The sequence below is a fragment of the Cellulomonas sp. NPDC055163 genome (assembly GCF_053607065.1).
This window is the reverse complement of the sequence record NZ_JBSGSU010000002.1, coordinates 420128-441266: the sequence shown is the minus strand read 5'-3', so window position 1 is coordinate 441266 and position 21139 is coordinate 420128. Positions and strand designations below refer to the sequence as shown.

18 protein-coding genes are annotated in these 21139 nt (G+C 74.2%); 16 read left to right on the top strand and 2 right to left on the bottom strand.

Going from position 1 to position 21139, the window contains the following annotated elements; genetic code table 11:
* Positions 1 to 4 precede the first annotated feature (4 nt).
* A complete protein-coding gene (locus ACWFNE_RS05730; RefSeq protein WP_452121467.1) occupies positions 5 to 976 on the bottom strand; it encodes a 1,4-dihydroxy-2-naphthoyl-CoA synthase in 972 nt (323 codons plus the stop codon).
* Between the two features lie 33 nt (positions 977 to 1009).
* Between ACWFNE_RS05730 and ACWFNE_RS05725 the strand changes: the two genes are divergently transcribed.
* The 3 genes from ACWFNE_RS05725 (at position 1010) to ACWFNE_RS05715 (ending at position 5729) form a co-directional block, all read left to right on the top strand.
* Positions 1010 to 1966 carry an o-succinylbenzoate synthase gene (locus ACWFNE_RS05725; protein ID WP_452121466.1) on the top strand — a complete coding sequence of 319 codons (957 nt, stop codon included), beginning with the start codon at positions 1010 to 1012 and terminating at the stop codon, positions 1964 to 1966.
* Positions 1963 to 3735, top strand: coding sequence for a 2-succinyl-5-enolpyruvyl-6-hydroxy-3-cyclohexene-1-carboxylic-acid synthase (gene menD / locus ACWFNE_RS05720; RefSeq protein WP_452121465.1), 1773 nt, complete (start codon positions 1963 to 1965; stop codon positions 3733 to 3735). Before ACWFNE_RS05725 ends, menD begins: the two co-directional genes overlap by 4 nt.
* A gap of 206 nt (positions 3736 to 3941) precedes the next feature.
* Complete coding sequence (locus ACWFNE_RS05715) at positions 3942 to 5729, top strand: trypsin-like peptidase domain-containing protein (protein WP_452121464.1); 1788 nt, start codon at positions 3942 to 3944, stop codon at positions 5727 to 5729.
* Between the two features lie 138 nt (positions 5730 to 5867).
* Here the strand turns inward: ACWFNE_RS05715 and ACWFNE_RS05710 are convergent, their stop codons facing one another.
* Positions 5868 to 7268 carry an isochorismate synthase gene (locus ACWFNE_RS05710; RefSeq protein ID WP_452121463.1) on the bottom strand — a complete coding sequence of 467 codons (1401 nt, stop codon included), beginning with the start codon at positions 7266 to 7268 and terminating at the stop codon, positions 5868 to 5870.
* A gap of 51 nt (positions 7269 to 7319) precedes the next feature.
* Between ACWFNE_RS05710 and ACWFNE_RS05705 the strand changes: the two genes are divergently transcribed.
* The 13 genes from ACWFNE_RS05705 to nuoK all read left to right on the top strand — a co-directional run bounded on the left by ACWFNE_RS05705 (position 7320) and on the right by nuoK (position 21037).
* Complete coding sequence (locus ACWFNE_RS05705; protein WP_452121462.1) at positions 7320 to 8012, top strand: demethylmenaquinone methyltransferase; 693 nt, start codon at positions 7320 to 7322, stop codon at positions 8010 to 8012.
* A 197-nt stretch (positions 8013 to 8209) separates the two neighbouring features.
* The gene (locus ACWFNE_RS05700; RefSeq protein WP_452121461.1) at positions 8210 to 9502 is read left to right on the top strand and encodes a geranylgeranyl reductase family protein; all 1293 of its coding nucleotides are present in this window, start codon (positions 8210 to 8212) and stop codon (positions 9500 to 9502) included.
* 79 nt (positions 9503 to 9581) lie between these two features.
* Positions 9582 to 9944: an NADH-quinone oxidoreductase subunit A gene (locus ACWFNE_RS05695; protein WP_452121460.1), complete on the top strand. Its 363-nt coding sequence runs from the start codon at positions 9582 to 9584 to the stop codon at positions 9942 to 9944.
* Positions 9945 to 9956: 12 nt separating this feature from the next.
* The gene (locus ACWFNE_RS05690) at positions 9957 to 10508 is read left to right on the top strand and encodes a NuoB/complex I 20 kDa subunit family protein (protein ID WP_258726036.1); all 552 of its coding nucleotides are present in this window, start codon (positions 9957 to 9959) and stop codon (positions 10506 to 10508) included.
* Positions 10505 to 11266 (top strand): NADH-quinone oxidoreductase subunit C, encoded by a 762-nt coding sequence (locus ACWFNE_RS05685; protein WP_452121459.1) that lies wholly within the window; start codon positions 10505 to 10507, stop codon positions 11264 to 11266. The genes ACWFNE_RS05690 and ACWFNE_RS05685 overlap by 4 nt, the downstream gene beginning before the upstream one ends.
* Positions 11266 to 12624, top strand: coding sequence for an NADH-quinone oxidoreductase subunit D (locus ACWFNE_RS05680; RefSeq protein ID WP_452121458.1), 1359 nt, complete (start codon positions 11266 to 11268; stop codon positions 12622 to 12624). The genes ACWFNE_RS05685 and ACWFNE_RS05680 overlap by 1 nt, the downstream gene beginning before the upstream one ends.
* Positions 12624 to 13643, top strand: coding sequence for an NADH-quinone oxidoreductase subunit NuoE (gene nuoE, locus ACWFNE_RS05675; protein ID WP_452121457.1), 1020 nt, complete (start codon positions 12624 to 12626; stop codon positions 13641 to 13643). Before ACWFNE_RS05680 ends, nuoE begins: the two co-directional genes overlap by 1 nt.
* The gene (nuoF, locus tag ACWFNE_RS05670; RefSeq protein WP_452121456.1) at positions 13643 to 14989 is read left to right on the top strand and encodes an NADH-quinone oxidoreductase subunit NuoF; all 1347 of its coding nucleotides are present in this window, start codon (positions 13643 to 13645) and stop codon (positions 14987 to 14989) included. Before nuoE ends, nuoF begins: the two co-directional genes overlap by 1 nt.
* Positions 14986 to 17643 carry an NADH-quinone oxidoreductase subunit G gene (locus ACWFNE_RS05665; protein WP_452121455.1) on the top strand — a complete coding sequence of 886 codons (2658 nt, stop codon included), beginning with the start codon at positions 14986 to 14988 and terminating at the stop codon, positions 17641 to 17643. Before nuoF ends, ACWFNE_RS05665 begins: the two co-directional genes overlap by 4 nt.
* On the top strand, positions 17640 to 19025 hold the full coding sequence (gene nuoH, locus ACWFNE_RS05660) for an NADH-quinone oxidoreductase subunit NuoH (RefSeq protein WP_452121454.1): 1386 nt from the start codon (positions 17640 to 17642) through the stop codon (positions 19023 to 19025). Before ACWFNE_RS05665 ends, nuoH begins: the two co-directional genes overlap by 4 nt.
* Positions 19018 to 19812 carry an NADH-quinone oxidoreductase subunit NuoI gene (gene nuoI / locus ACWFNE_RS05655; RefSeq protein ID WP_452121453.1) on the top strand — a complete coding sequence of 265 codons (795 nt, stop codon included), beginning with the start codon at positions 19018 to 19020 and terminating at the stop codon, positions 19810 to 19812. Before nuoH ends, nuoI begins: the two co-directional genes overlap by 8 nt.
* Positions 19809 to 20741, top strand: a complete 933-nt coding sequence (locus tag ACWFNE_RS05650) for an NADH-quinone oxidoreductase subunit J (RefSeq protein ID WP_452121452.1) — start codon at positions 19809 to 19811, stop codon at positions 20739 to 20741. Before nuoI ends, ACWFNE_RS05650 begins: the two co-directional genes overlap by 4 nt.
* On the top strand, positions 20738 to 21037 hold the full coding sequence (gene nuoK, locus ACWFNE_RS05645; RefSeq protein ID WP_034634562.1) for an NADH-quinone oxidoreductase subunit NuoK: 300 nt from the start codon (positions 20738 to 20740) through the stop codon (positions 21035 to 21037). The genes ACWFNE_RS05650 and nuoK overlap by 4 nt, the downstream gene beginning before the upstream one ends.
* Positions 21038 to 21139 lie beyond the last annotated feature (102 nt).

Here is a 21139-nt window from a genome sequence, read left to right as displayed (position 1 = left end):
CCCGTCAGTAGGCGTACCCGAACCCCGACCAGTCCGGGTCGCGGCGCTGCAGGAACGCGTCGCGCCCCTCGACCGCCTCGTCCGTCATGTAGGCGAGCCGCGTGGCCTCGCCCGCGAACACCTGCTGGCCCGCGAGCCCGTCGTCCGCGAGGTTGAACGCGAACTTGAGCATGCGGATCGCCTGCGGCGACTTCGTCGCGACGACGCGTGCGTACTCGAGCGCCGCGTCCTCGAGGTCCGCATGGTCGACGACGTCGTTCACCGAGCCCCAGTCGTACGCCTCCTGCGCCGAGTACTCCCGCGCGAGGAAGAAGATCTCCCGCGCCCGCTTCTGGCCGACCTGGCGCGCGAGCAGCGCCGAGCCGTAGCCGCCGTCGAACGACCCGACGTTCGCGTCGGTCTGCATGAACCGCGCGTGCTCGCGCGAGGCGATCGTCAGGTCGGCGACGACGTGCAGCGAGTGCCCGCCCCCGGCCGCCCAGCCGCCGACGACCGCGACGACGACCTTCGGCATCGTCCGGATCAGCCGCTGGACCTCGAGGACGTGCAGGCGCCCCGCGCGCGCGGGGTCGATCGCGTCGGCGGTCTGCGCGTCGGGGTCGCCCGTGTACCGGTAGCCGTCGCGCCCCCGGATGCGCTGGTCGCCGCCCGAGCAGAACGCCCACCCACCGTCCTTGGGGCTCGGGCCGTTGCCGGTGAGCAGGACCGTGCCGACGTCCGAGGACATCCGGGCGTGGTCGAGCACGCGGTAGAGCTCGTCGACGGTGTGCGGGCGGAACGCGTTGCGCACCTCGGGCCGGTCGAACGCGACACGCACCACGGGCAGGTCCCTCTCGACCGCGTCGGGGCCGGCTCCGGCGCCGGGCCGCTCGACCCCGCGGTGGTAGGTGAGGTCCGTGAGGTCCTCGAACCCGGCGACGGTGCGCCAGCGGGTCGGGTCGAATGTCTCGGACACCTGCGCGGGGAGCTCGCTCACCGGACCAGGGTAGGTCCCGCATAGCCTGGGCCCGTGACCCTCGACGTGTACTCCGTGCCGCTGCGCACCCGCTTCCGTGGCCTCGACGTGCGCGACGGCGTGCTGCTGCGCGGCGCGGCCGGGTGGGGCGAGTTCAGCCCGTTCTGGGACTACGACGCCGACGAGTCGGTCGCGTGGCTGCGCGCCGCGCGGGAGGCCGCCGACGAGGGCTGGCCGGACCCGGTGCGCACGCACGTGCCGGTCAACGTGACGGTCCCGGCGGTCGACGGGCCGTCCGCGCACCGCATCGTGACGTCGTCGGGCGGGTGCCGCACCGCCAAGGTCAAGGTCGCCGAGCGCGGCCAGACCCTCGCGCAGGAGATCGAGCGCCTCGAGGCGGTGCGCGACGCGCTCGGGCCCGGCGGTGCGATCCGGGTGGACGCCAACGGCGGCTGGGACGTCGAGACGGCGGTCGCGCGCCTGCGCGTCCTCGACCGGGCGGCCGGCGGGCTCGAGTACGCCGAGCAGCCGGTGCCGACCGTCGAGGGCCTCGCCGCGGTCCGCCGCGCGGTCGACCTGCCCGTGGCCGCCGACGAGTCGATCCGCCGCGCCGAGGACCCCATGGCGGTCGTGCGCGCCCGCGCCGCCGACATCGCGGTGCTCAAGGTCCAGCCGCTCGGTGGGGTGCGGGCGTGCCTCGCGCTCGCGGAGGAGACCGGGCTGCCGGTCGTCGTCTCGTCGGCGCTCGAGAGCTCCGTCGGGCTCGCCGCCGGCCTCGCCCTCGCCGCGGCGCTGCCGCACCTGCCGTACGCGTGCGGGCTCGCGACCGCGCAGCTGCTGACCGCGGACGTCACGCCCGAGCCGCTGCTCCCCGTGGACGGGCAGCTCGAGGTCCGCCGGGTCGACGTCGACGCGGCCGCGCTCGACGCCGCCCGGGCGCCCGAGGACGTGCGAGCGCGCTGGTCGGCCCGCCTCGCCGAGGTCGAGGCCCGGTCTACGGTGGGACGGTGACGACCCCGAGCGCGCACCCGGCGACCGCGTCGGCGCGCGTGCTCCTGCAGGCCCTCGCGGCGCTCGGCGTGCGTGACGTCGTGCTGAGCCCCGGCTCGCGCAGCGCGCCGCTCGCGTACGCGCTGGCGGACGCGGCCCTGCCCGACCGTGAGCGCCCGGCGGGGGCACCCGCGCTGCGGCTGCACGTGCGGATCGACGAGCGCACCGCGGCGTTCCTCGCGCTCGGCCTGGCGAAGGCCTCGGTCGCGCGCGGCGACGTGCGCCCGGTCGCGGTCGTCACGACGTCGGGGACGGCGGCGGCGAACCTGCACCCGGCGGCGCTCGAGGCCGCGCACGCCGGGCTCCCGCTCGTCCTCGTCACCGCCGACCGCCCGCACGAGCTCCGCGGGACGGGCGCCAACCAGACGACCGAGCAGGTCGGGCTGTTCGGCGCGGCGGTCCGCTTCGCCGCCGACGTCCCGGCGCCGACCGGCCGCGCCGGCGAGCCCCGCGACCTGCGCCACGTCGTGTCCCGCGCGCTCGCCGCCGCGGTCGGGGCGCGCACCGCCGACCCCGGCCCCGTGCACCTCGACCTCGCGTACCGCGAGCCGCTCGGGCCGGGCGACGAGCCGTGGCCGGCGCCGGCCGAGGACGGGCTCGTGCGCGTCACCCCGCGCGCGGCCGCGCCGTTCGTCGCCTCCGTCACCGAGGGGGCGCGGGTCGACGACGTGCCGACGGTCGTCGTCGCGGGCGACGGCGCAGGGCCGCAGGCGCGGCTGCTCGCCGAGGCCAACGACTGGCCGCTGCTCGCGGAGCCGTCGTCGGGGGCGCTCGGCGGCTCGCACGCGATCCCCGCGTACCGGCTCCTGCTCGGCCACCCGGCGCTCGGCGGGCAGGTGCGGCGCGCCGTCGTGCTCGGACGCCCGACGCTGTCCCGCCCGGTCTCGCGCCTGCTCGCGCGCGACGACGTCGAGCTCGTCGTGGTCGCCCCGCACGGGCGCGACTGGCCCGACGCGGGGCGGGCCGCGACCCACGTGCACACCGAGGTCCCCGCAGCACTGATCGGCCGTGCCGGACCGCCCGGGTGGCTCGACGCGTGGCGCGCCGCGGGCAAGACGGCCGCCGCCGTGGTCGACTCGGTGCTCGACCCCGGCCCGCGAGCCGCGCCGTCACGCAGCGGGACCCGCGTGACCGGCCCGGTGCTGGCGCGCGAGGTCGTGCGCGCGACGCAGCAGCGCGACGTGCTCGTCGTCGGCTCGAGCAACCCGGTGCGCGACCTCGACCTCATGGGCGCCTGGGACTCCCCGGCCCTCGTGCTCGCCAACCGGGGGCTCGCGGGGATCGACGGCACCGTCTCGACCGCGATCGGTGTCGCGCTCGGCCTCCCCGACCGTCGCGTGCGGGCGCTCGTCGGCGACCTGACGTTCCTGCACGACGCGGGCGGGCTGCTGCGCGGGCCGCTCGAACCGACGGCCGACCTCCAGCTCGTGGTCGCGAACGACGACGGCGGCTCGATCTTCGCGACGCTCGAGCACGGTGCGCCCGAGCACGCCACGGTCTTCGAGCGGGTCTTCGCGACCCCGCACGGCGCCGACCTCTCGGCGCTGTGCGCGGCGTACGGCGTGCGGCACACCCGCGTGAGCGACGTCGAGGGCCTCGCGCCGGCGCTCGCTGCCCCCGGCCGGGGGCTCAGCGTCGTCGAGGTGCGGGTCGACCGCGCCGGGCGCCGCGCGCTCTCGGAGCGGATCGAGTCCGAGGTCCGGGACGCGCTCGACCGCACGCTGGGCTGACCTGCACCTCGGCGGCCGCTGCGGCGCCGTCGGGCCCGCGCTCCGGTGGTGCCTGGTGTGGGGCGCGGTGGCCGACCGCCGGGCCGGTGCCGTCGGTGGAGCGCGGAGGGCGCGCTCCCCGAGCGGACTCGCAGCGAACTCCCAGGGACGCCCGAGCGTGCGCTCAGGCGTGCGGGGTCTCATGGTGCAGGAGAAGGAGGACGACCATGAGCAGCAGCACCCCCGACGTCCCGGGCGCACCGAGCCCCGAGGACCGGCCCACCCCCGCGACGAGCGAGCAGAGCTCCGCACCGACCCCCGACACGCACGGCGACGCGCACCCGCAGGTCGCGGCCACGCAGCCGCTCGCGCGTCCCGAGCCCGGCCCGCACGAGGCGCCGACGCAGCCGCTCGTCGCGACGCCGCCGCACGCGGAGACGCAGCAGCTCCCGGTGGCGGCCCCCGCGCCGGCTGCTCCGGCGCCGCAGCACCCGGCACCGCAGCACCCGGTGACGCAGGCGCTGCCCGCGACCGCGGCGCCGCAGCCCGGTGCCGCGGGCCACGCCCCGGGGCAGCCCGGTGCCGGCTACGCCGGCCCCGCTCCCGTACCCGGACCGGCCCCGCATCGCACCAACCCGTTCCTGCCGCCGCACCCCGCGGCCCCCGCCGACCTGCGCGCCGCGCACGAGGCCCGGTACGGGGTGCCGGGTCAGCCCGTCGGTCCCGGCCAGCACGGCGGCTCGGGCGGCCCGGGCGGGCAGCCCCCGGTGGCGACCCGGGAGCGTGGACGGCCGTTGTGGCTGCCCGTCGCGGGCGCCGCGGTGGCCGCGGCCCTCGTCGCGACGCTCACCACGATCGGCGTCTCGGACGCGCTCGACGACGGCACCACGTCCACCCCGGCGTCGCTCACGTCGATCGGCCAGGCGCGGAACGCCGACGTCCCCGTCGAGGGCTCGGACGCCGGCGACCCGGACTGGGAGGCGGTCATCGCGGCCGTCCAGAAGTCGGTCGTCGCGATCGAGGTGACCACGCAGCAGGGCGGCTCGCAGGGCTCGGGCGTCCTCGTCGACGAGGACGGCAACATCGTGACGAACAACCACGTCGTCGCGGGCGCCGGCGAGGGAGAGGTCCGCGTCACGCTCTCGGACGGGCGCATCTTCCCCGCGTCGATCGTGGGCACGGACCCGACCACGGACCTCGCGGTCATCCGCCTCGACGACGCCCCGGACGACCTGACGCCCGCGGCGTTCGGCGACTCGGACGACGTGACCGTCGGTGAGGCGGTGCTCGCGGTCGGCAACCCGCTCGGTCTCGCGAACACGGCGACGACAGGGATCGTCTCGGCGGTCGACCGCCCGGTCTCGACCTCCGAGCAGGGCAGCTCCGACACGGTCGTGACGAACGCGATCCAGATCGACGCGGCGGTGAACCCGGGGAACTCGGGCGGCCCGCTGTTCGACGCGCAGGGCCGCGTCATCGGCATCACGTCGTCGATCGCGACGCTGTCGAGCCAGTCCGGCTCGATCGGGCTCGGGTTCGCGATCCCCGTCAACCTGGCGAAGCAGATCGCCGCGCAGCTCGTCGAGGACGGCACTGCGGAGCACGCGTTCCTCGGTGTCTCCCTGAGCGACGGCACGGCGACCGCGGACGGCGTGACGCGTCGCGGTGCGGTGGTCCAGGAGGTGACGTCGGGCTCGCCGGCCTCCGAGGCCGAGCTGGCCGCGAAGGACGTCATCGTGGCGATCGACGGCCGCCCCGTCGCGGGTGCCGAGTCGCTCACCGCGTACGTGCGCGAGCGCGCCGCGGGTGACGGGGCGACCCTCACGGTCGTGCGCGGCGACCAGACCCGCGACGTCGAGGTGACGCTCGCGGCCCGCGAGGAGACCACGACGAGCCAGGGCCAGGACCAGCAGCCGCAGCTCCCCGAGAACAGCGAGGACATGACGCCCGAGCAGCTCTGGGAGTGGTTCCAGCAGCAGCAGCAGGGCCAGGGTGGCGGCCAGGGGAACGGCTGACGGACCTCCGGGCGCGCATCTCCCCCCGCGCGCCCGGAGGGGCAGGACCGGACCCCTGCCGGTCCTGGCCCCACGCGGACGGCCGGTGCCCTCGGGCGCCGGCCGTCCGTCGTGCGTGGGGGCTCGCGCCGACGGGGGTCAGCCCGTCGGTGCCCCGGTCGACGCGAGCGCGTCGCGCATCGGCACGAGCTTCGCCTCCGACTCCGCGAGCTCGGCGGCCGGGTCGGACGCGGCGACGATGCCGCAGCCCGCGAACAGGCGGATGCGGCGGCTGTCCTCGGGGTCGAGCGCGGCGGAGCGCAGCGCGATGCCCCACTCGCCGTCGCCGTCGCCCCCGAACCAGCCGACCGGGCCGGCGTAGCGCGCGCGGTCCATGCCCTCGATCCGCGTGATGAGCTCGCGGGCCGCGGACGTCGGCGTGCCGCACACCGCGGCGGTCGGGTGCAGCGCCGCGGCGAGGGCGAGGCTGGTCGGGTGCTCCGCGGAGGCCTCGGCGCCACCGACGAGGACCCCCGTCACGTCGCTCGCGAGGTGCAGCACGTTCGGCAGGTGCAGCACGAACGGCACGTCGGGCACGTTGATCGAGGAGCAGAACGGCTCGAGCGCGTGCCCGACGGACGCGACCGCGTACTCGTGCTCCTCGAGGTCCTTCGACGAGTGCGCGAGGATCGCGGCGCGGCCGAGGTCGGCGGCGTCGTCGCCGGTCCGCCGGATCGTGCCGGCGAGCACGCGCGACGTCACGAGGCCCTTCTCGGAGCGCACGAGGAGCTCGGGCGTCGCGCCGATCATGCCGTCGACCGAGAAGGTCCAGCACGACGGGTACCGCTCGGCGAGCCGCCCGAGCGGCCAGCGCACGTCGACCGGGTGCTCGGTGCGCGCGCACACGTCGCGCGCGAGCACGGCCTTGTCGACCTCGCCCGCACGGATCGCGGCGACCGCGCGCGCGACGACGTCCTTCCACGGCTCGGCCGGCACGGCGCCGTCCTCGTACGCGACGGCACCGGGCGACGGCGCGGGGTCCAGGTCGCCGACGAGCTCGTCGAGCGACGGCGCGGGGCGCAGCCGGCCGCCGGACTCGATGGTGGTCAGCCACGCGCGTCCGCCGCGGCGCCCGACGACCACGCGCGGGACGACGACGACGCCGCCCGCGGGGGAGTCGTCGTCGAACGCGAACGAGGCGAACGCGACCGGCCCGCTGCCGGGGAGCCCGACCTCGTCGCGCACGATCGCGTGCGCGAGGACCTCGCGCCAGGCGGCCTCGGCGTCGGTGAACCGCGACGCGCCGCCGACCTCGAACCGCAATGCCTCGCCCCAGGCGACGAGCCCGTCGCCGCGGCGCACCCAGGCGAGCGGTGCGTCCGCGGGCAGCAGGTCGACGAGGTCGCGCGGGTCCGGGGTCGCGGACCGGCTCCGGGCACCGGCAGGGTCGTCGCCGACCACCTCGCCGCGCCGCGCGCGGCCGAGCTCCTCGAGCCCGTCGAGGGGGACCGTGCGCACGACGAGCGGGTGCGGGACGGCGTCGGGCAGGCTGCTGGTCATCGCCTTCAGGGTACGGTCCGCAGCATGTGGATCTCCTGAGACGATGGCCACATGCCCCGCGCCAGCCTCGAGAAGGACCCCCGCGACGTCGCGACGATGTTCGACGCCGTCGCGCGCCGCTACGACCTGACGAACGACGTCATCTCGCTCGGGCAGGACCGGGCCTGGCGCCGGGCGACCCTCGCAGCGCTCGGGGCCCAGCCGGGGGAGACCGTCCTGGACCTCGCGGCGGGGACCGGCACGTCGAGCGAGCCGCTCGCGGACGCGGGCGTGCGCGTCGTCCCGTGCGACCTGTCCTTCGGCATGCTCTCGGTCGGCAAGCGTCGCCGCCCCGATCTCGGCTTCGTGGCCGGCAACGCGACGCAGCTGCCGTTCGCGGACGCGTCGTTCGATGCCGTGACGATCTCGTTCGGGCTCCGCAACGTCGTGGACACCGAGGGAGCGCTCGCCGAGATGCTGCGCGTCACGCGCCCGGGCGGGCGGCTCGTCGTGTGCGAGTTCTCGACGCCCACGCTGAAGCCGTTCCGCACGGTCTACACGGAGTACCTCATGCGGGCGCTGCCGCCGGTCGCCCGGGCGGTGTCGAAGGAGCCCGACGCGTACGTGTACCTCGCGGAGTCGATCCGTGCGTGGCCGGACCAGCAGGAGCTCGGGCGCACGCTGCGCCGGGCCGGCTGGGACGGTGTCGCGTACCGCAACCTGACCGGCGGGGTCGTCGCCCTGCACCGCGCGACGCGTCCCTGACGGCGCTCTCCCCGCCCGCCGCCGGCGCCCGCGGACGTGCGCCGCGCGCGTGCAGCGGTCGTGGACAGGCGGTGCGCAGGGCGTGCAGGAGTGGTGCGCCGGGAGGTGAGGCAAGCCTTCCAAGACACGCTCTGTGACCGCGGTTACACTCGCTGGAAGTCGTGTGTGAACGTCTTCACAAGTGAGGCGAGACCGTCATGAACGCAGGGCACGATGACGCTGACGTCATCGTCGTGGGCGCTGGACCCGCCGGGTCCAGCGCCGCGTACTACTGCGCGTCCGCGGGTCTGTCGGTCCTCCTGCTCGAGAAGGCGGCGTTCCCGCGGGACAAGATCTGCGGCGACGGGCTGACCCCGCGCGCGGTCGCCGAGCTCGCCGCGATGGGGGTCTCGCTGCGCGAGGACCAGGGCTGGATCCGCAACCAGGGCCTGCGCGTCGTCGGGGGCGGGCACCGTCTCGAGCTGCCGTGGCCCGAGCTGTCGAGCTACCCGTCCTACGGTCTCGCGCGCAGCCGCATGAGCCTCGACCACCTGCTCGCCGACCACGCGCGGGCGGCCGGCGCCAAGCTGCTCGAGCGCACCAACGTCACCGGCCCCGTGCTCGACGAGCGCACCGGCCGGGTCGTCGGCGTGACCGCGCGCCCGGTCGACGACGCGGGTCGCCGGGCGGGCGACGAGGTCACCTACCGCGCGCCCCTGGTCATCGCCGCCGACGGCGTCTCCGCGCGGCTCGCGACGTCCCTCGGGCTCGAGAAGCGCATGGACCGCCCGATGGGTGTCGCGGTTCGCACCTACTTCCGCACCCCGCGCCACGACGACCCGTGGATGGAGAGCCACCTCGAGCTGTGGGACGGCGCCCCCGGGCGCTCGAACCTCATGCCGGGCTACGGCTGGATCTTCTCGCTCGGCGACGGGACCGCGAACGTGGGCCTCGGCAGCGTCGCGTCGACGGCCGCCGCCACGAAGGTCGACTACAAGGACCTGTTCGCGAAGTGGATGGCGAACGCCCCCGCGGAGTGGGAGCTCACGCCGGAGAACCAGCTCGCGCCCGTGCGCGGCGCGGCGCTGCCGATGGGCTTCAACCGCGGGCCCCTCTACGGCAACGGCCTCATGCTCGTCGGCGACTCGGCGGGCATGGTCAGCCCGTACAACGGCGAGGGCATCGCGTACGGGCTCCAGGCCGGGCGCATCGCCGCCGACGCCGCGGTGCAGGCCGGCGCGCGCGGGTCCGCCGCGGGCCGCGAGCGCGCGCTGGCGACGTACCAGACCCGCATGAAGGACGAGCTCGGCGGGTACTACACGCTGGGCCGCGTCTTCGTCCGGCTCATCGAGAACCCGCAGATCATGCGGATCTGCACGCGCTACGGCCTCCCGCGCCCGCTGCTCATGCGGTTCACGCTCAAGCTGCTCGCGGACTGCTACGAGCCGCGCGGCGGCGACATGGTCGACCGCGTCATCTCGGGCCTCACGCGACTGGCGCCGGCCGCATGATCACGGCCGCCGGCACGCACCCGACCACCCCGACCGCCACGTCCACGCCGACGATGCCGCCCACCGGGAGGGCACACCGATGAACAACCCGTACGCGCCGCTGCTCGTGATGATGGGCATCGCCGCCGTGCTCGCGCTCGGCGGCGTCGGGGCCAGCGTGGTCCTCGGCCCCAAGCGCTACAACCGCGCCAAGCTCGAGGCGTACGAGTGCGGCATCGAGCCGACCCCGCACGCGATCGGCGGCGGCCGGTTCCCGATCAAGTACTACCTGGTGGCCATGACGTTCATCATCTTCGACATCGAGGTGGTGTTCCTCTACCCCTGGGCGGTCAACTTCACGGAGCTCGCGACCTTCGGGCTCGTCGCGATGATGGGATTCCTCGTCCTGATCACGGTGCCGTTCGTGTACGAGTGGCGCCGCGGCGGGTTCGAGTGGGACTGAGGGTGAGCTGACATGGGCATCGAAGAGGCACCGTCCGGTTTCCTCCTGACGACGGTCGAGAACCTCGTCGGGTACTTCCGCAAGGGGTCGCTCTGGCCCGTCACGTTCGGTCTCGCGTGCTGCGCGATCGAGATGATGGCGACCGGGACCCCGCGCTACGACATCTCCCGCTTCGGCATGGAGGTCTTCCGCGCGTCGCCGCGCCAGGCCGACCTCATGATCGTCGCCGGGCGCGTGAGCCAGAAGATGGCGCCGGTCGTGCGTCAGGTGTACGACCAGATGCCCGAGCCCAAGTGGGTCCTGTCGATGGGGGTGTGCGCCTCGTCGGGCGGGATGTTCAACAACTACGCGATCGTCCAGGGCGTCGACCACGTGGTGCCGGTCGACATCTACCTGCCCGGCTGCCCGCCGCGCCCGGAGATGCTGATCAACGCGATCCTCGCGCTGCACGACCAGATCCAGAACGCGCCGCTCGGCGTGAACCGCCGTGAGGCCGCGGCCGCCGCCGAGGCCGCCGCGCTCGAGGCGACGCCGACGTCGCACATGAAGGGGCTGCTGGCATGAGCGACGCGACCCCCGCAGGCACCTCCGGCGACCCGGGCAAGCTCGGCGACGCGGTCGAGAAGGTCGCCCAGCACCCGCTGCCGCCGGACCGCACGACGCTCGAGGTCGTCGACGTCCGCCAGGGCATGTTCGGCGTCCGTGGCACCGGGGACACGTCCGGCTTCGGCGGTCTCGTGCTGCCCGTCGCGCTGCCCGGTCCGAGCGAGCGGCCGTACGGCGGCTGGTTCGACGAGGTCGTCGACGTCCTCGCCGAGATCCTCGACGAGTCCGGCACCGGCTACGCGAACGCCGTCGAGCACGTGGTCGTCGACCGCGACGAGCTCACGCTGCACGTCGCGCGCGAGCACCTCCCCGAGGTGGCGCAGGCGCTCCGGGACGACCAGGACCTGCGGTTCGAGCTGAGCCTCGGGGTCTCGGGCGTGCACTACCCGCACGAGACGGGCCGCGAGCTGCACGCGGTCTACCACCTCGTGTCGGTCACCCACAGCCGCCGGATCCGCCTCGAGGTCGCGGTCCCCGACGCCGACCCGCACGTCCCGTCGACGGTGTCGGTGTACCCGACCCACGACTGGCACGAGCGCGAGACGTGGGACTTCTTCGGGATCGTCTTCGACGGTCACCCCGCGCTCGCGCGCATCGAGATGCCGGACGACTGGCCCGGCCACCCGCAGCGCAAGGACTACCCCCTCGGCGGGATCCCGGTCGAGTACAAGGGCGCGACCGTGCCGCCCCCGGACCAGCGGAGGTCGTACAGCTGATGTCCACCCACACCCCTTCCCAGCCCCGCGCCACGGGCAACGTCGTCGACGACGACACGACGGGCATCCCGTCGTTCGAGGCGAACGGCGGCGACTGGTCCGACATCGCGGAGGAGGCCGCCCGCCTCGGCGAGGAGCGCATCGTCGTCAACATGGGTCCCCAGCACCCGTCGACGCACGGCGTGCTCCGGCTCATGCTCGAGATCGACGGCGAGACGGTCACCGAGGCGCGGGCCGGCATCGGCTACCTGCACACCGGCATCGAGAAGAACATGGAGTTCCGCACCTGGTCGCAGGGACCCACGTTCTGCACGCGCATGGACTACGTGGCCCCGCTGTTCCAGGAGGCGGCGTACTGCCTGGCCGTCGAGAAGCTGCTCGGCATCACCGACGACGTCCCGGAGCGGGCGACCGTCATCCGGGTGCTGATGATGGAGCTCAACCGGATCTCGTCGCACCTCGTGTGCCTCGCGACCGGCGGCAACGAGCTCGGCGCGACGACGATCATGACGGTCGGCTTCACGGCGCGCGAGGAGGTCCTCAAGATCTTCGAGCTCATCACGGGCCTGCGGATGAACCACGCGTACATCCGCCCGGGCGGCGTCGCGCAGGACATCCCGCCGGGGGCGCTCGACACGGTCCGCGAGTCGCTCCTGACGATGCGGCACTACTTCCGCCAGCTCGAGGACCTCATGCTGGCCAACCCGATCCTGCAGGCGCGCCTCAAGGGCGTCGGGTACCTCAACCTGGCGGGCTGCATGGCGCTCGGCGTGACCGGCCCGGTCCTCCGCTCGGCCGGCCTGCCGTACGACGTGCGCAAGGCGGACCCGTACTGCGGCTACGAGACCTACGACTTCGAGGTCCCGACGTCGACCGAGGCCGACTCCTGGTCGCGCGTGGTCCTGCGCATGGAGGAGTGCTACCAGTCGATGCGGATCGTCGAGCAGACGCTCGACCGCCTCCAGGCGATCGGCCCGGGGCCCGTCATGGTCGCCGACAAGAAGGTCGCGTGGCCCGCGCAGCTGGCGATCGGCTCGGACGGCATGGGCAACTCGCTCGACCACATCCGGGAGATCATGGGCACCTCGATGGAGGCCCTGATCCACCACTTCAAGCTCGTGACCGAGGGCTTCCGCGTCCCGGCCGGGCAGGTCTTCCAGACGGTCGAGCAGCCCCGCGGCGAGCTCGGCGTCCACCTCGTCTCGGACGGCGGCACGAAGCCGTACCGCGCGCACTTCCGGGACCCCTCGTTCACCAACCTGCAGGCCGTCTCGCTCATGTGCGAGGGCGGCCAGGTCGCCGACGTCGTCGTCGCCGTGGCCTCGCTCGACCCCGTCCTGGGAGGGGTGGACCGCTGATGTCCGTCGAGAACAGCACGCACGCCGGCAGTGTCCGTCGGGGCACCACGCGGGCGGTCGCCTACGACGAGGCGACGTTCACGCGCCTCGCGTCCGACGCCGAGCAGATCGTCGCCCGCTACCCGCAGGCCCGCTCGGCGCTGCTGCCGATGCTGCACCTCGTGCAGAGCGAGGACGGCTACGTCTCTCCTGCGGGCATCGCGTTCTGCGGCCAGGTGCTCGGCCTCACGACCGCCGAGGTCTCCGCGGTCGCGACGTTCTACTCGCAGTACAAGCGCCGGCCCAACGGCGAGTACACGGTCGGGGTCTGCACCAACACGCTGTGCGCGGTCATGGGCGGCGACGCCATCTGGGCGGAGCTCTCCGAGCACCTCGAGGTCGGGCACGACGAGACGACACCGGACGGCAAGGTCACGCTCGAGCGCGTCGAGTGCAACGCGGCGTGCGACTACGCGCCGGTCGTCATGGTCAACTGGGAGTTCTTCGACAACCAGACCCCGGCGAGCGCGGTCGAGACCGTCGACCGGCTGCGTGCCGGCGAGGAGGTCGCCCCGACCCGCGGAGCTGCGAGCGTGTGCTCGTTCAAGGCGATGTCCCGCGTGCTCGCGGGCTTCCCCGACGGGCGGGCCGACGAGGGTGTCGGAGCGGGTGAGCCGACCGTGCGCGGTACGCGGCTGGCGCGCGAGAAGGGCTGGACGGCGCCCGCGTTCGCCGACGAGAGCCGCGCGGGCACCGGTGGCACGGGGGGCGCAGCCGGCAACCGGCCCGACGCGACGCCCGGCACCGCCGAGCCGGAGCCCAAGGCGCGCGCGAAGCGCCCGGCGGGCACGACGCCCCGCACCCGGACCGCCGCGGGCGCACCGGCCACGCGCACGGCGCCCGAGGCCGCGAAGGCCGCGGGCACGCCCGAGGTCGGCGCCGAGCAGTCGAGCGCCCAGCGCACCCCGGAGGGTCCCGCGGACACCTCCACGGCCGCGCAGGAGAAGAAGCAGCAGTCCGAGCAGGCCAAGGAGTCCTGATGAGCGAGCCGACCACCCTCGCGCCCGTCCTGAGCGACATCTGGGACGCGGACCGCTCGTGGACCCTGCAGACCTACCTCTCCCACGGTGGCTACCGGGGCCTGCGTGCCGCCCTGGGGCAGGACCCCGCGACGGTCGTGGCGACCGTCAAGGACTCGGGCCTGCGCGGGCGCGGCGGCGCCGGGTTCCCGTCGGGCATGAAGTGGGGCTTCCTGCCCCCGCCCGACGGCGGCCCGCGCTACCTCGTCGTCAACGCCGACGAGTCCGAGCCGGGGACCTGCAAGGACATCCCGCTCATGCTCGCGAGCCCGCAGCACCTCATCGAGGGCGTGGCGATCACGTCCTACGCGATCGGCTGCAACCACGCCTTCATCTACGTGCGCGGCGAGGTTCTGCACGTGTACCGCCGGCTGCTGCGCGCGGTCGAGGAGGCGTACGCCGCGGGCTACCTCGGCAAGGACGTGCTGGGCTCCGGCTACGACCTCGACGTCACGGTGCACGCGGGTGCGGGCGCCTACATCTGCGGGGAGGAGACGGCGCTGCTCGACTCGCTCGAGGGCCTGCGCGGCCAGCCCCGCCTCAAGCCGCCGTTCCCCGCGGTCGCCGGCCTGTACGCGCGCCCGACCGTCGTGAACAACGTCGAGACCATCGCGTCGGTCCCCGGGATCCTGCGCGGCGGCGCCGGGTGGTTCACGAGCATGGGCACCGAGAAGTCGGCGGGCCACGGGCTGTTCTCGCTCTCGGGCCACGTGACCCGGCCCGGGCAGTACGAGGCGCCGCTCGGGATCACGCTGCGCGAGCTCCTCGACATGGCGGGCGGGGTCCGCGAGGGCCACGAGCTCAAGTTCTGGACGCCCGGCGGCTCGTCGACCCCGATCTTCACCGCGGAGCACCTCGACATCCCGCTCGACTACGAGTCGGTGCAGAAGGCCGGGTCGATGCTCGGCACGCGCGCGCTGCAGATCTTCGACGAGACGACGTCGGTGGTCCGGGCCGTGACCCGCTGGACGGAGTTCTACAAGCACGAGTCGTGCGGCAAGTGCACGCCGTGCCGCGAGGGCACGTTCTGGCTCGCGCAGGTGCTCCAGCGCCTCGAGGCCGGGCAGGGCACGAGCGAGGACATCGACCTGCTGCTCGACCTGTGCGACAACATCCTCGGGCGCTCGTTCTGCGCGCTCGGCGACGGCGCGACGAGCCCGATCACGTCGGCCATCCAGTACTTCCGGGAGGAGTTCGAGGCGGGCACGCACACGCCCGCCGACGTCCTCTTCCCGCCCGAGCGCAGCGCGCTGTTCACCTACGCCCCGCGCCGCGGCTCGGGGCAGCTCGCGGGGGTCCACGCATGACCATCACGACAGGGAAGCCCAGCACGCCCGGTGCCGGGCCGTCCTCGCCGGGCAACGACGCCCAGGCGCCGACGGGGCCCGACGCGGTGACGTTCACGATCGACGACGTCGAGGTCGCGGTCCCCCAGGGCACGCTCGTGATCCGCGCCGCCGAGCAGGTGGGCATCCAGATCCCGCGGTTCTGCGACCACCCGCTGCTGGCGCCGGCGGGCGCGTGCCGCCAGTGCCTCGTCGAGGTGTGGGCGCCGGGGCGTGACGGCGCGCTCGCGAAGATGCCCAAGCCCCAGGCCTCGTGCACGCTCGAGGCGACGCCGGGCATGCAGGTCAAGACGCAGCTGACGTCGGCGGAGGCCGACAAGGCGCAGCACGGCGTCATGGAGCTCCTGCTCATCAACCACCCGCTCGACTGCCCGGTGTGCGACAAGGGCGGCGAGTGCCCGCTGCAGAACCAGGCGATGAGCAACGGCCGCGCCACCTCCCGGTTCGTGGACGTCAAGCGCACGTTCCCCAAGCCCATCGCGATCTCGACGCAGGTCCTGCTCGACCGCGAGCGCTGCATCCTGTGCCAGCGCTGCACGCGGTTCTCCAAGGAGATCGCGGGTGACGCGTTCATCGACCTGCAGAAGCGCGGCGCGATGCAGCAGATCGGGCGCTTCGACACGGGCGTGCTCGGCTTCGCGGGCGAGGGGCCGGTCGGCACCGCGCTCGAGGACGAGTCGGGGCGGCCGTTCGCGTCCTACTTCTCGGGCAACACGATCCAGATCTGCCCGGTCGGGGCACTCACGAGCGCGACGTACCGGTTCCGCTCGCGCCCGTTCGACCTCGTGTCGACGCCCGGGGTGTCCGAGCACGACTCGTGCGGCTCGGCGATCCGCGTGGACCACCGTCGGGGCGTCGTGCTGCGCCGCCTCGCGGGCGAGGACCCCGCGGTCAACGAGGAGTGGATCACCGACAAGGACCGCTTCGCGTTTACGTGGCAGTCGGCGCCCGACCGGCTGACCACGCCGCTCGTGCGGGACGAGGAGACCGGGGACCTGCGGCCGGCGAGCTGGGCGGAGGCGCTCGACGTCGCCGCGGCGGGCCTGCAGGCGGCGCTCGCGGGATCCGCCGCGACGGACGCCCCGCGTGGGGTCGGGGTGCTCCCTGGTGGTCGCGTGACGCTCGAGGACGCCTACGCCTACGCCAAGTTCGCGCGCGTGACGCTCGGCACCAACGACGTCGACCTGCGCGCCCGCCCGCACTCCGCGGAGGAGGAGGCGTTCCTCGCCTCGGTCGTCGCGGGGCAGGGCATGTCGGTGACCTTCGCGGACCTCGAGCGGGCGCCGAGCGTGCTGCTCGTCGGCCTCGAGACGGAGGAGGAGGCCGGGATCACGTTCCTGCGCCTGCGCAAGGGTGTCCTCGCCGGCACCACGAGGGTCTCGGCGATCGCGCCGCTCGCGAGCCGCGGGCTCGAGCGGCTCGACGGGACGCTGCTCGCCGCGGCCCCCGGGACCGAGGCCGAGGTGCTCGACGCGGTCGGCACCGACGCGGCCGACGTGCGGCTCCAGGACCTCGCCGCGGCGCTCGTCGCACCGGGTGCGGTCATCCTCGTCGGCGAGCGCCTGGGCCTCGTGCAGGGCGGGCTGTCCGCCGCGCTGCGCCTCGCCCGGCGCACCGGTGCCCGCCTCGCGTGGGTCCCGCGCCGTGCGGGCGAGCGTGGCGGGGTCGAGGCCGGCGCGCTGCCGGGCCTCCTGCCGGGCGGGCGCCCGGTCGCCGACGCCGCGGCCCGTGTGGACGTCGCCGCGGTGTGGGGCGTCGACCAGGTGCCGCAGGCTCCGGGCCGCTCGACCGCGAAGATCCTCAAGGCCGCGCGCAAGGGCCGCCTCGGCGCGCTCGTCGTCGGCGGCGTCGACGTGCGCGACCTGCCGGACCCCGCGAAGGCGCGCGCCGCCCTCGCTGCGGTGCCGTTCCTCGTCTCGCTCGAGGTGCGCCGCTCCGAGGTCACCGAGCTCGCCGACGTCGTGCTGCCCGTCGCACCGCCCGTCGAGAAGGCCGGCACGTTCCTGACGTGGGAGGGGCGCCCGCGCCCGTTCCCGCAGGCGCTGACCTCGACCGCGATGGCGGACCACCGCGTGCTCGACCAGCTCGCGGACGCGCTCGGTGCGGACCTCGGGCTGCGCACGCTCGCGCAGGTGCACGCCGAGATCGACCAGCTCGGCGCCTGGGACGGCGCACGGGCCGAGGAGCCGTCGCTCGAGGCCGCCGAGCCGCCGTCGGTCGCCCCCGGCGACGCGGTCCTCGCGACCTGGCACGTGCTGCTCGACGCGGGCCGGCTCCAGGACGGCGAGGCGTTCCTCGCGGGCACCGCGAAGCGCCCGGTCGCGCGCGTCTCGGCCGCGACCGCCGCGGGCGCCGGCGTGGTGGACGGCGCGCTGCTCGCGGTCTCGACCGACGCGGGCACGATCCAGCTCCCCGTGCTGGTCACCGACATGCCGGACCACGTCGTCTGGCTGCCGACCGCCTCGCCCGGGAGCCTCGTGCGTGACACCCTGCGCGCGGGCCCCGGCTCGCGGGTCCGGCTCGCGCCGGGCACCCAGGAGCTGACCCCCGGCACGACCCGCGGCGCTGCCCCCGCCGGCAGCCCGGCGACGACCAGCACGGAGGTGCTCGCATGAGCCTGCTCGCAGCGGTGCTGCCCGCCGCCGTCGAGGGCGGCGGTGGCACGGGAGCCGCGGCCGCCGCGGACTTCAGCAACGACAACTTCTGGATCTGGCTGCTCAAGGCCGTCGCGATCATCGTCTTCCTGCTGACGAGCGTGCTCATCGCGATCTGGTTCGAGCGCAAGGTCGTCGCGCGCATGCAGGTCCGCCCCGGACCGAACGTGCACGGCCCGTTCGGGCTGCTCCAGTCGCTCGCCGACGCGATGAAGCTCCTGGTCAAGGAGGACATCACCGTCAAGGCGGCCGACAAGCTCGTCTACATCCTGGCGCCGATGATCGCGGTGTTCTGCTCGCTGCTGACGTTCGCGGTCATCCCGTTCGGCCCGGCCGTGAGCCTGTTCGGCATCGTGACGCCGCTCCAGCTCACCGACTTCCCGGTCGCGACGCTGTACATCCTCGCGTGCGCGTCCGTCGGGGTGTACGGCATCGTGCTCGGCGGCTGGTCCTCGGGCTCCACGTACCCGCTGCTCGGCTCGGTCCGCTCGACCGCCCAGGTCATCTCCTACGAGCTCGCGATGGGCCTGTCGCTGGTCAGCGTGTTCATCATCGCGGGCTCGATGTCGACGTCGCAGATCGTCAGCTCGCAGACGCAGATCTGGTGGTTCCTGCCGCTGCTGCCCGCGTTCGTGATCTACGTGATCTCGATGGTCGGCGAGACCAACCGCCTGCCGTTCGACCTCCCCGAGGCCGAGGGCGAGCTCGTGTCCGGGTACATGACCGAGTACTCGTCGATGAAGTTCGCGTGGTTCTTCCTCGCGGAGTACATCAACATGCTCAACGTCTCGGCGGTCGCGACGACGCTGTTCCTGGGCGGCTGGCGGGCGCCGTGGCCGATCTCCGCGATCAACGACGGGATGTTCAACGAGGGCTGGTGGCCCGTCCTGTGGTTCCTCGCGAAGGTCTGGATGTTCATGTTCCTGTTCGTGTGGATCCGCGGCTCGGTGCTGCGCTTCCGCTACGACCAGTTCATGAAGATCGGCTGGAAGGTCCTCATCCCGATCGCGCTCGGCTGGGTCGTGTGCGTCGCCGTCGTGCAGGGCGTCCGCCAGTTCTCGGGCCTCGACCTGCGCACGACGCTGTTCGTGATCGCGGGCGTCGTGCTCGCCGGGGTGCTGGTGTCGTTCCTGATCCCGGAGAAGAAGGCCGAGCCGGAGCCCGAGCGCGGCGAGCCCGAGGAGTTCGACGCGTTCGCGGGCGGCTTCCCGGTGCCCCCGCTCCCCGGCCAGGTGCTGCCGCCGTCGCCGCGCCAGGAACGCCGCGCGCAGGCGGCCCGCGACGCCGCGGCCCGACCCCCGACCGAGACCCCCCAGGTCACCCAGGAGGTGCACGGTGGCTGATCCCACGAACGCCCCGAAGGACGCGTCGAAGGACGTGACGGCCCGCCCGCAGGGCGGCGAGGTCGGCGCTGCGGCGCCCGCGGGCTACACCCCGCTCATCGAGCCGCGCACGGGTCTCGGCGAGATGCTCGCTCCCGTCGGCGGCTTCGGCGTGACGTTCTCCAACATGTTCCGCCCGACGGTCACCGAGCAGTACCCGTTCGAGAAGGTGCCGGCCAAGCCGCGCTACCACGGCCGCCACCAGCTCAACCGGTACGCGGACGGCCTCGAGAAGTGCATCGGCTGCGAGCTGTGCGCGTGGGCCTGCCCGGCGGACGCGATCTACGTCGAGGGCGCCGACAACGCGCCCGACGCGCAGTTCTCGCCGGGGGAGCGGTACGGCCGCGTCTACCAGATCAACTACCTGCGCTGCATCTTCTGCGGGCTGTGCATCGAGGCGTGCCCGACGCGCGCGCTCACGATGACCAACGAGTACGAGCTCGCGGGCCCGACGCGCGAGGGCCTCATCTACGAGAAGCAGGACCTGCTCGCGCCGCTCGGCGAGGGGATGCTCCCGGCGCCGCACCCGATGGTCGAGGGCACGACCGACGACGCCTACTACCGCGGCGAGATCACGGGCCCGACCCAGGCGCAGAAGGTCTGGGTCGAGCTGCACCGGCCGAGCGAGGGAGCACCCGGTGCGGCGCCCGGCACAGCGGGCCACGACCACGGCACGCACGCCCACCCGACCGCGGGCCACGACCCCCACGAGCCGCTCATGCGCACTGCCGGGCAGGAGACCCGATGAGCCACCTCACGGCGGTGCTGCCCGCCGCGATCACCGACGCCGGCCTGACCTCGAGCGGCGAGGCGGTCCTGTTCTGGGTCCTCGCGCCGATCATGGTGCTCGCCGCGCTCGGGCTGCTGTTCGCCCGCAAGGCCGTGCACGCCGCGATGGCGGTCGTCGCGGTCATGATCTCGCTCGCGTTCCTGTACGTCGCGCAGGAGGCGCCGTTCCTCGGCGTCGTCCAGGTCGTCGTGTACACCGGCGCGGTCATGATGCTGTTCCTCTTCGTGCTCATGCTCGTGGGCGTCGACGCGTCCGACTCGCTCGTCGAGACGATCCGCGGCCAGCGCTGGATCGGCCTCCTCGCGGGGGCCGGGATCGCCGTGATGCTGATCGGGGTCGTCACGCGCGTGACCTACCCGACGGCTCGCGGGCTCGAGGCGGCCAATGCGGACACGAACCCGGTGGGTGTCGCGCGCCTGGTGTTCGGCGAGTACGTCTTCGCGTTCGAGGTGGTCGGTGCCCTGCTCGTGACCGCCGCGCTCGGCGCGCTCGTGCTCACGCACCGCCAGCGGCTCGTGCGCAAGATCGGCCAGAAGGAGCGGGCCGACGCGCGCGTCGCGGCCGGCGGCGTCCTCACGCCGCTGCCCGCCCCAGGCGTGTACGCGCGGCACAACGCGATGGACGTCCCCGCGCTCGACCCCCAGGGGAACCCGATCGACACCTCGGTGCCGCGCGTGCTGCGCATCCGCGGCCAGGAGGCCGGGACCGAGCGGTTCGCCGCGGCGATCCCGGCACGCGACACCGCCGCCGTCGGCACGATCGTGCGGGACGGGTCGGACGCGGGCTCCCACCGTGACCGGCCGCTCCCCGACGCCGCCCCTCCCGGCCTGACGTCCGGCCCCGCGACGCCGATCACGACCGACCGTGGGACGGAGACAGCCCCGTGAGCCTGACCAACTACCTGGTCCTCTCGTCGATCCTGTTCGCGATCGGGGCCTCGACGGTCCTGCTGCGCCGCAACGCGATCATCGTGTTCATGGGCATCGAGCTCATGCTCAACGCGACGAACCTCGCGCTCGTGACGTTCGCGCGGATCCACGGTGACCTGACCGGCCAGGTCATGGCGTTCTTCGTCATGGTCGTCGCCGCGGCCGAGGTCGTCGTCGGGCTCGCGATCATCGTGGCGATCTTCCGTACCCGCCGGTCGGCCTCGGTCGACGACGTCAACCTGCTGAAGAGCTGAGAGGACGACGGTGCACACCCTGCTCCTCGCCCCTGCGCGCCTGCACGACGCCGCCGACGCGGCGCACGCGGCCGTCCCGCACGCCACCGCCGCCGAGGGTGC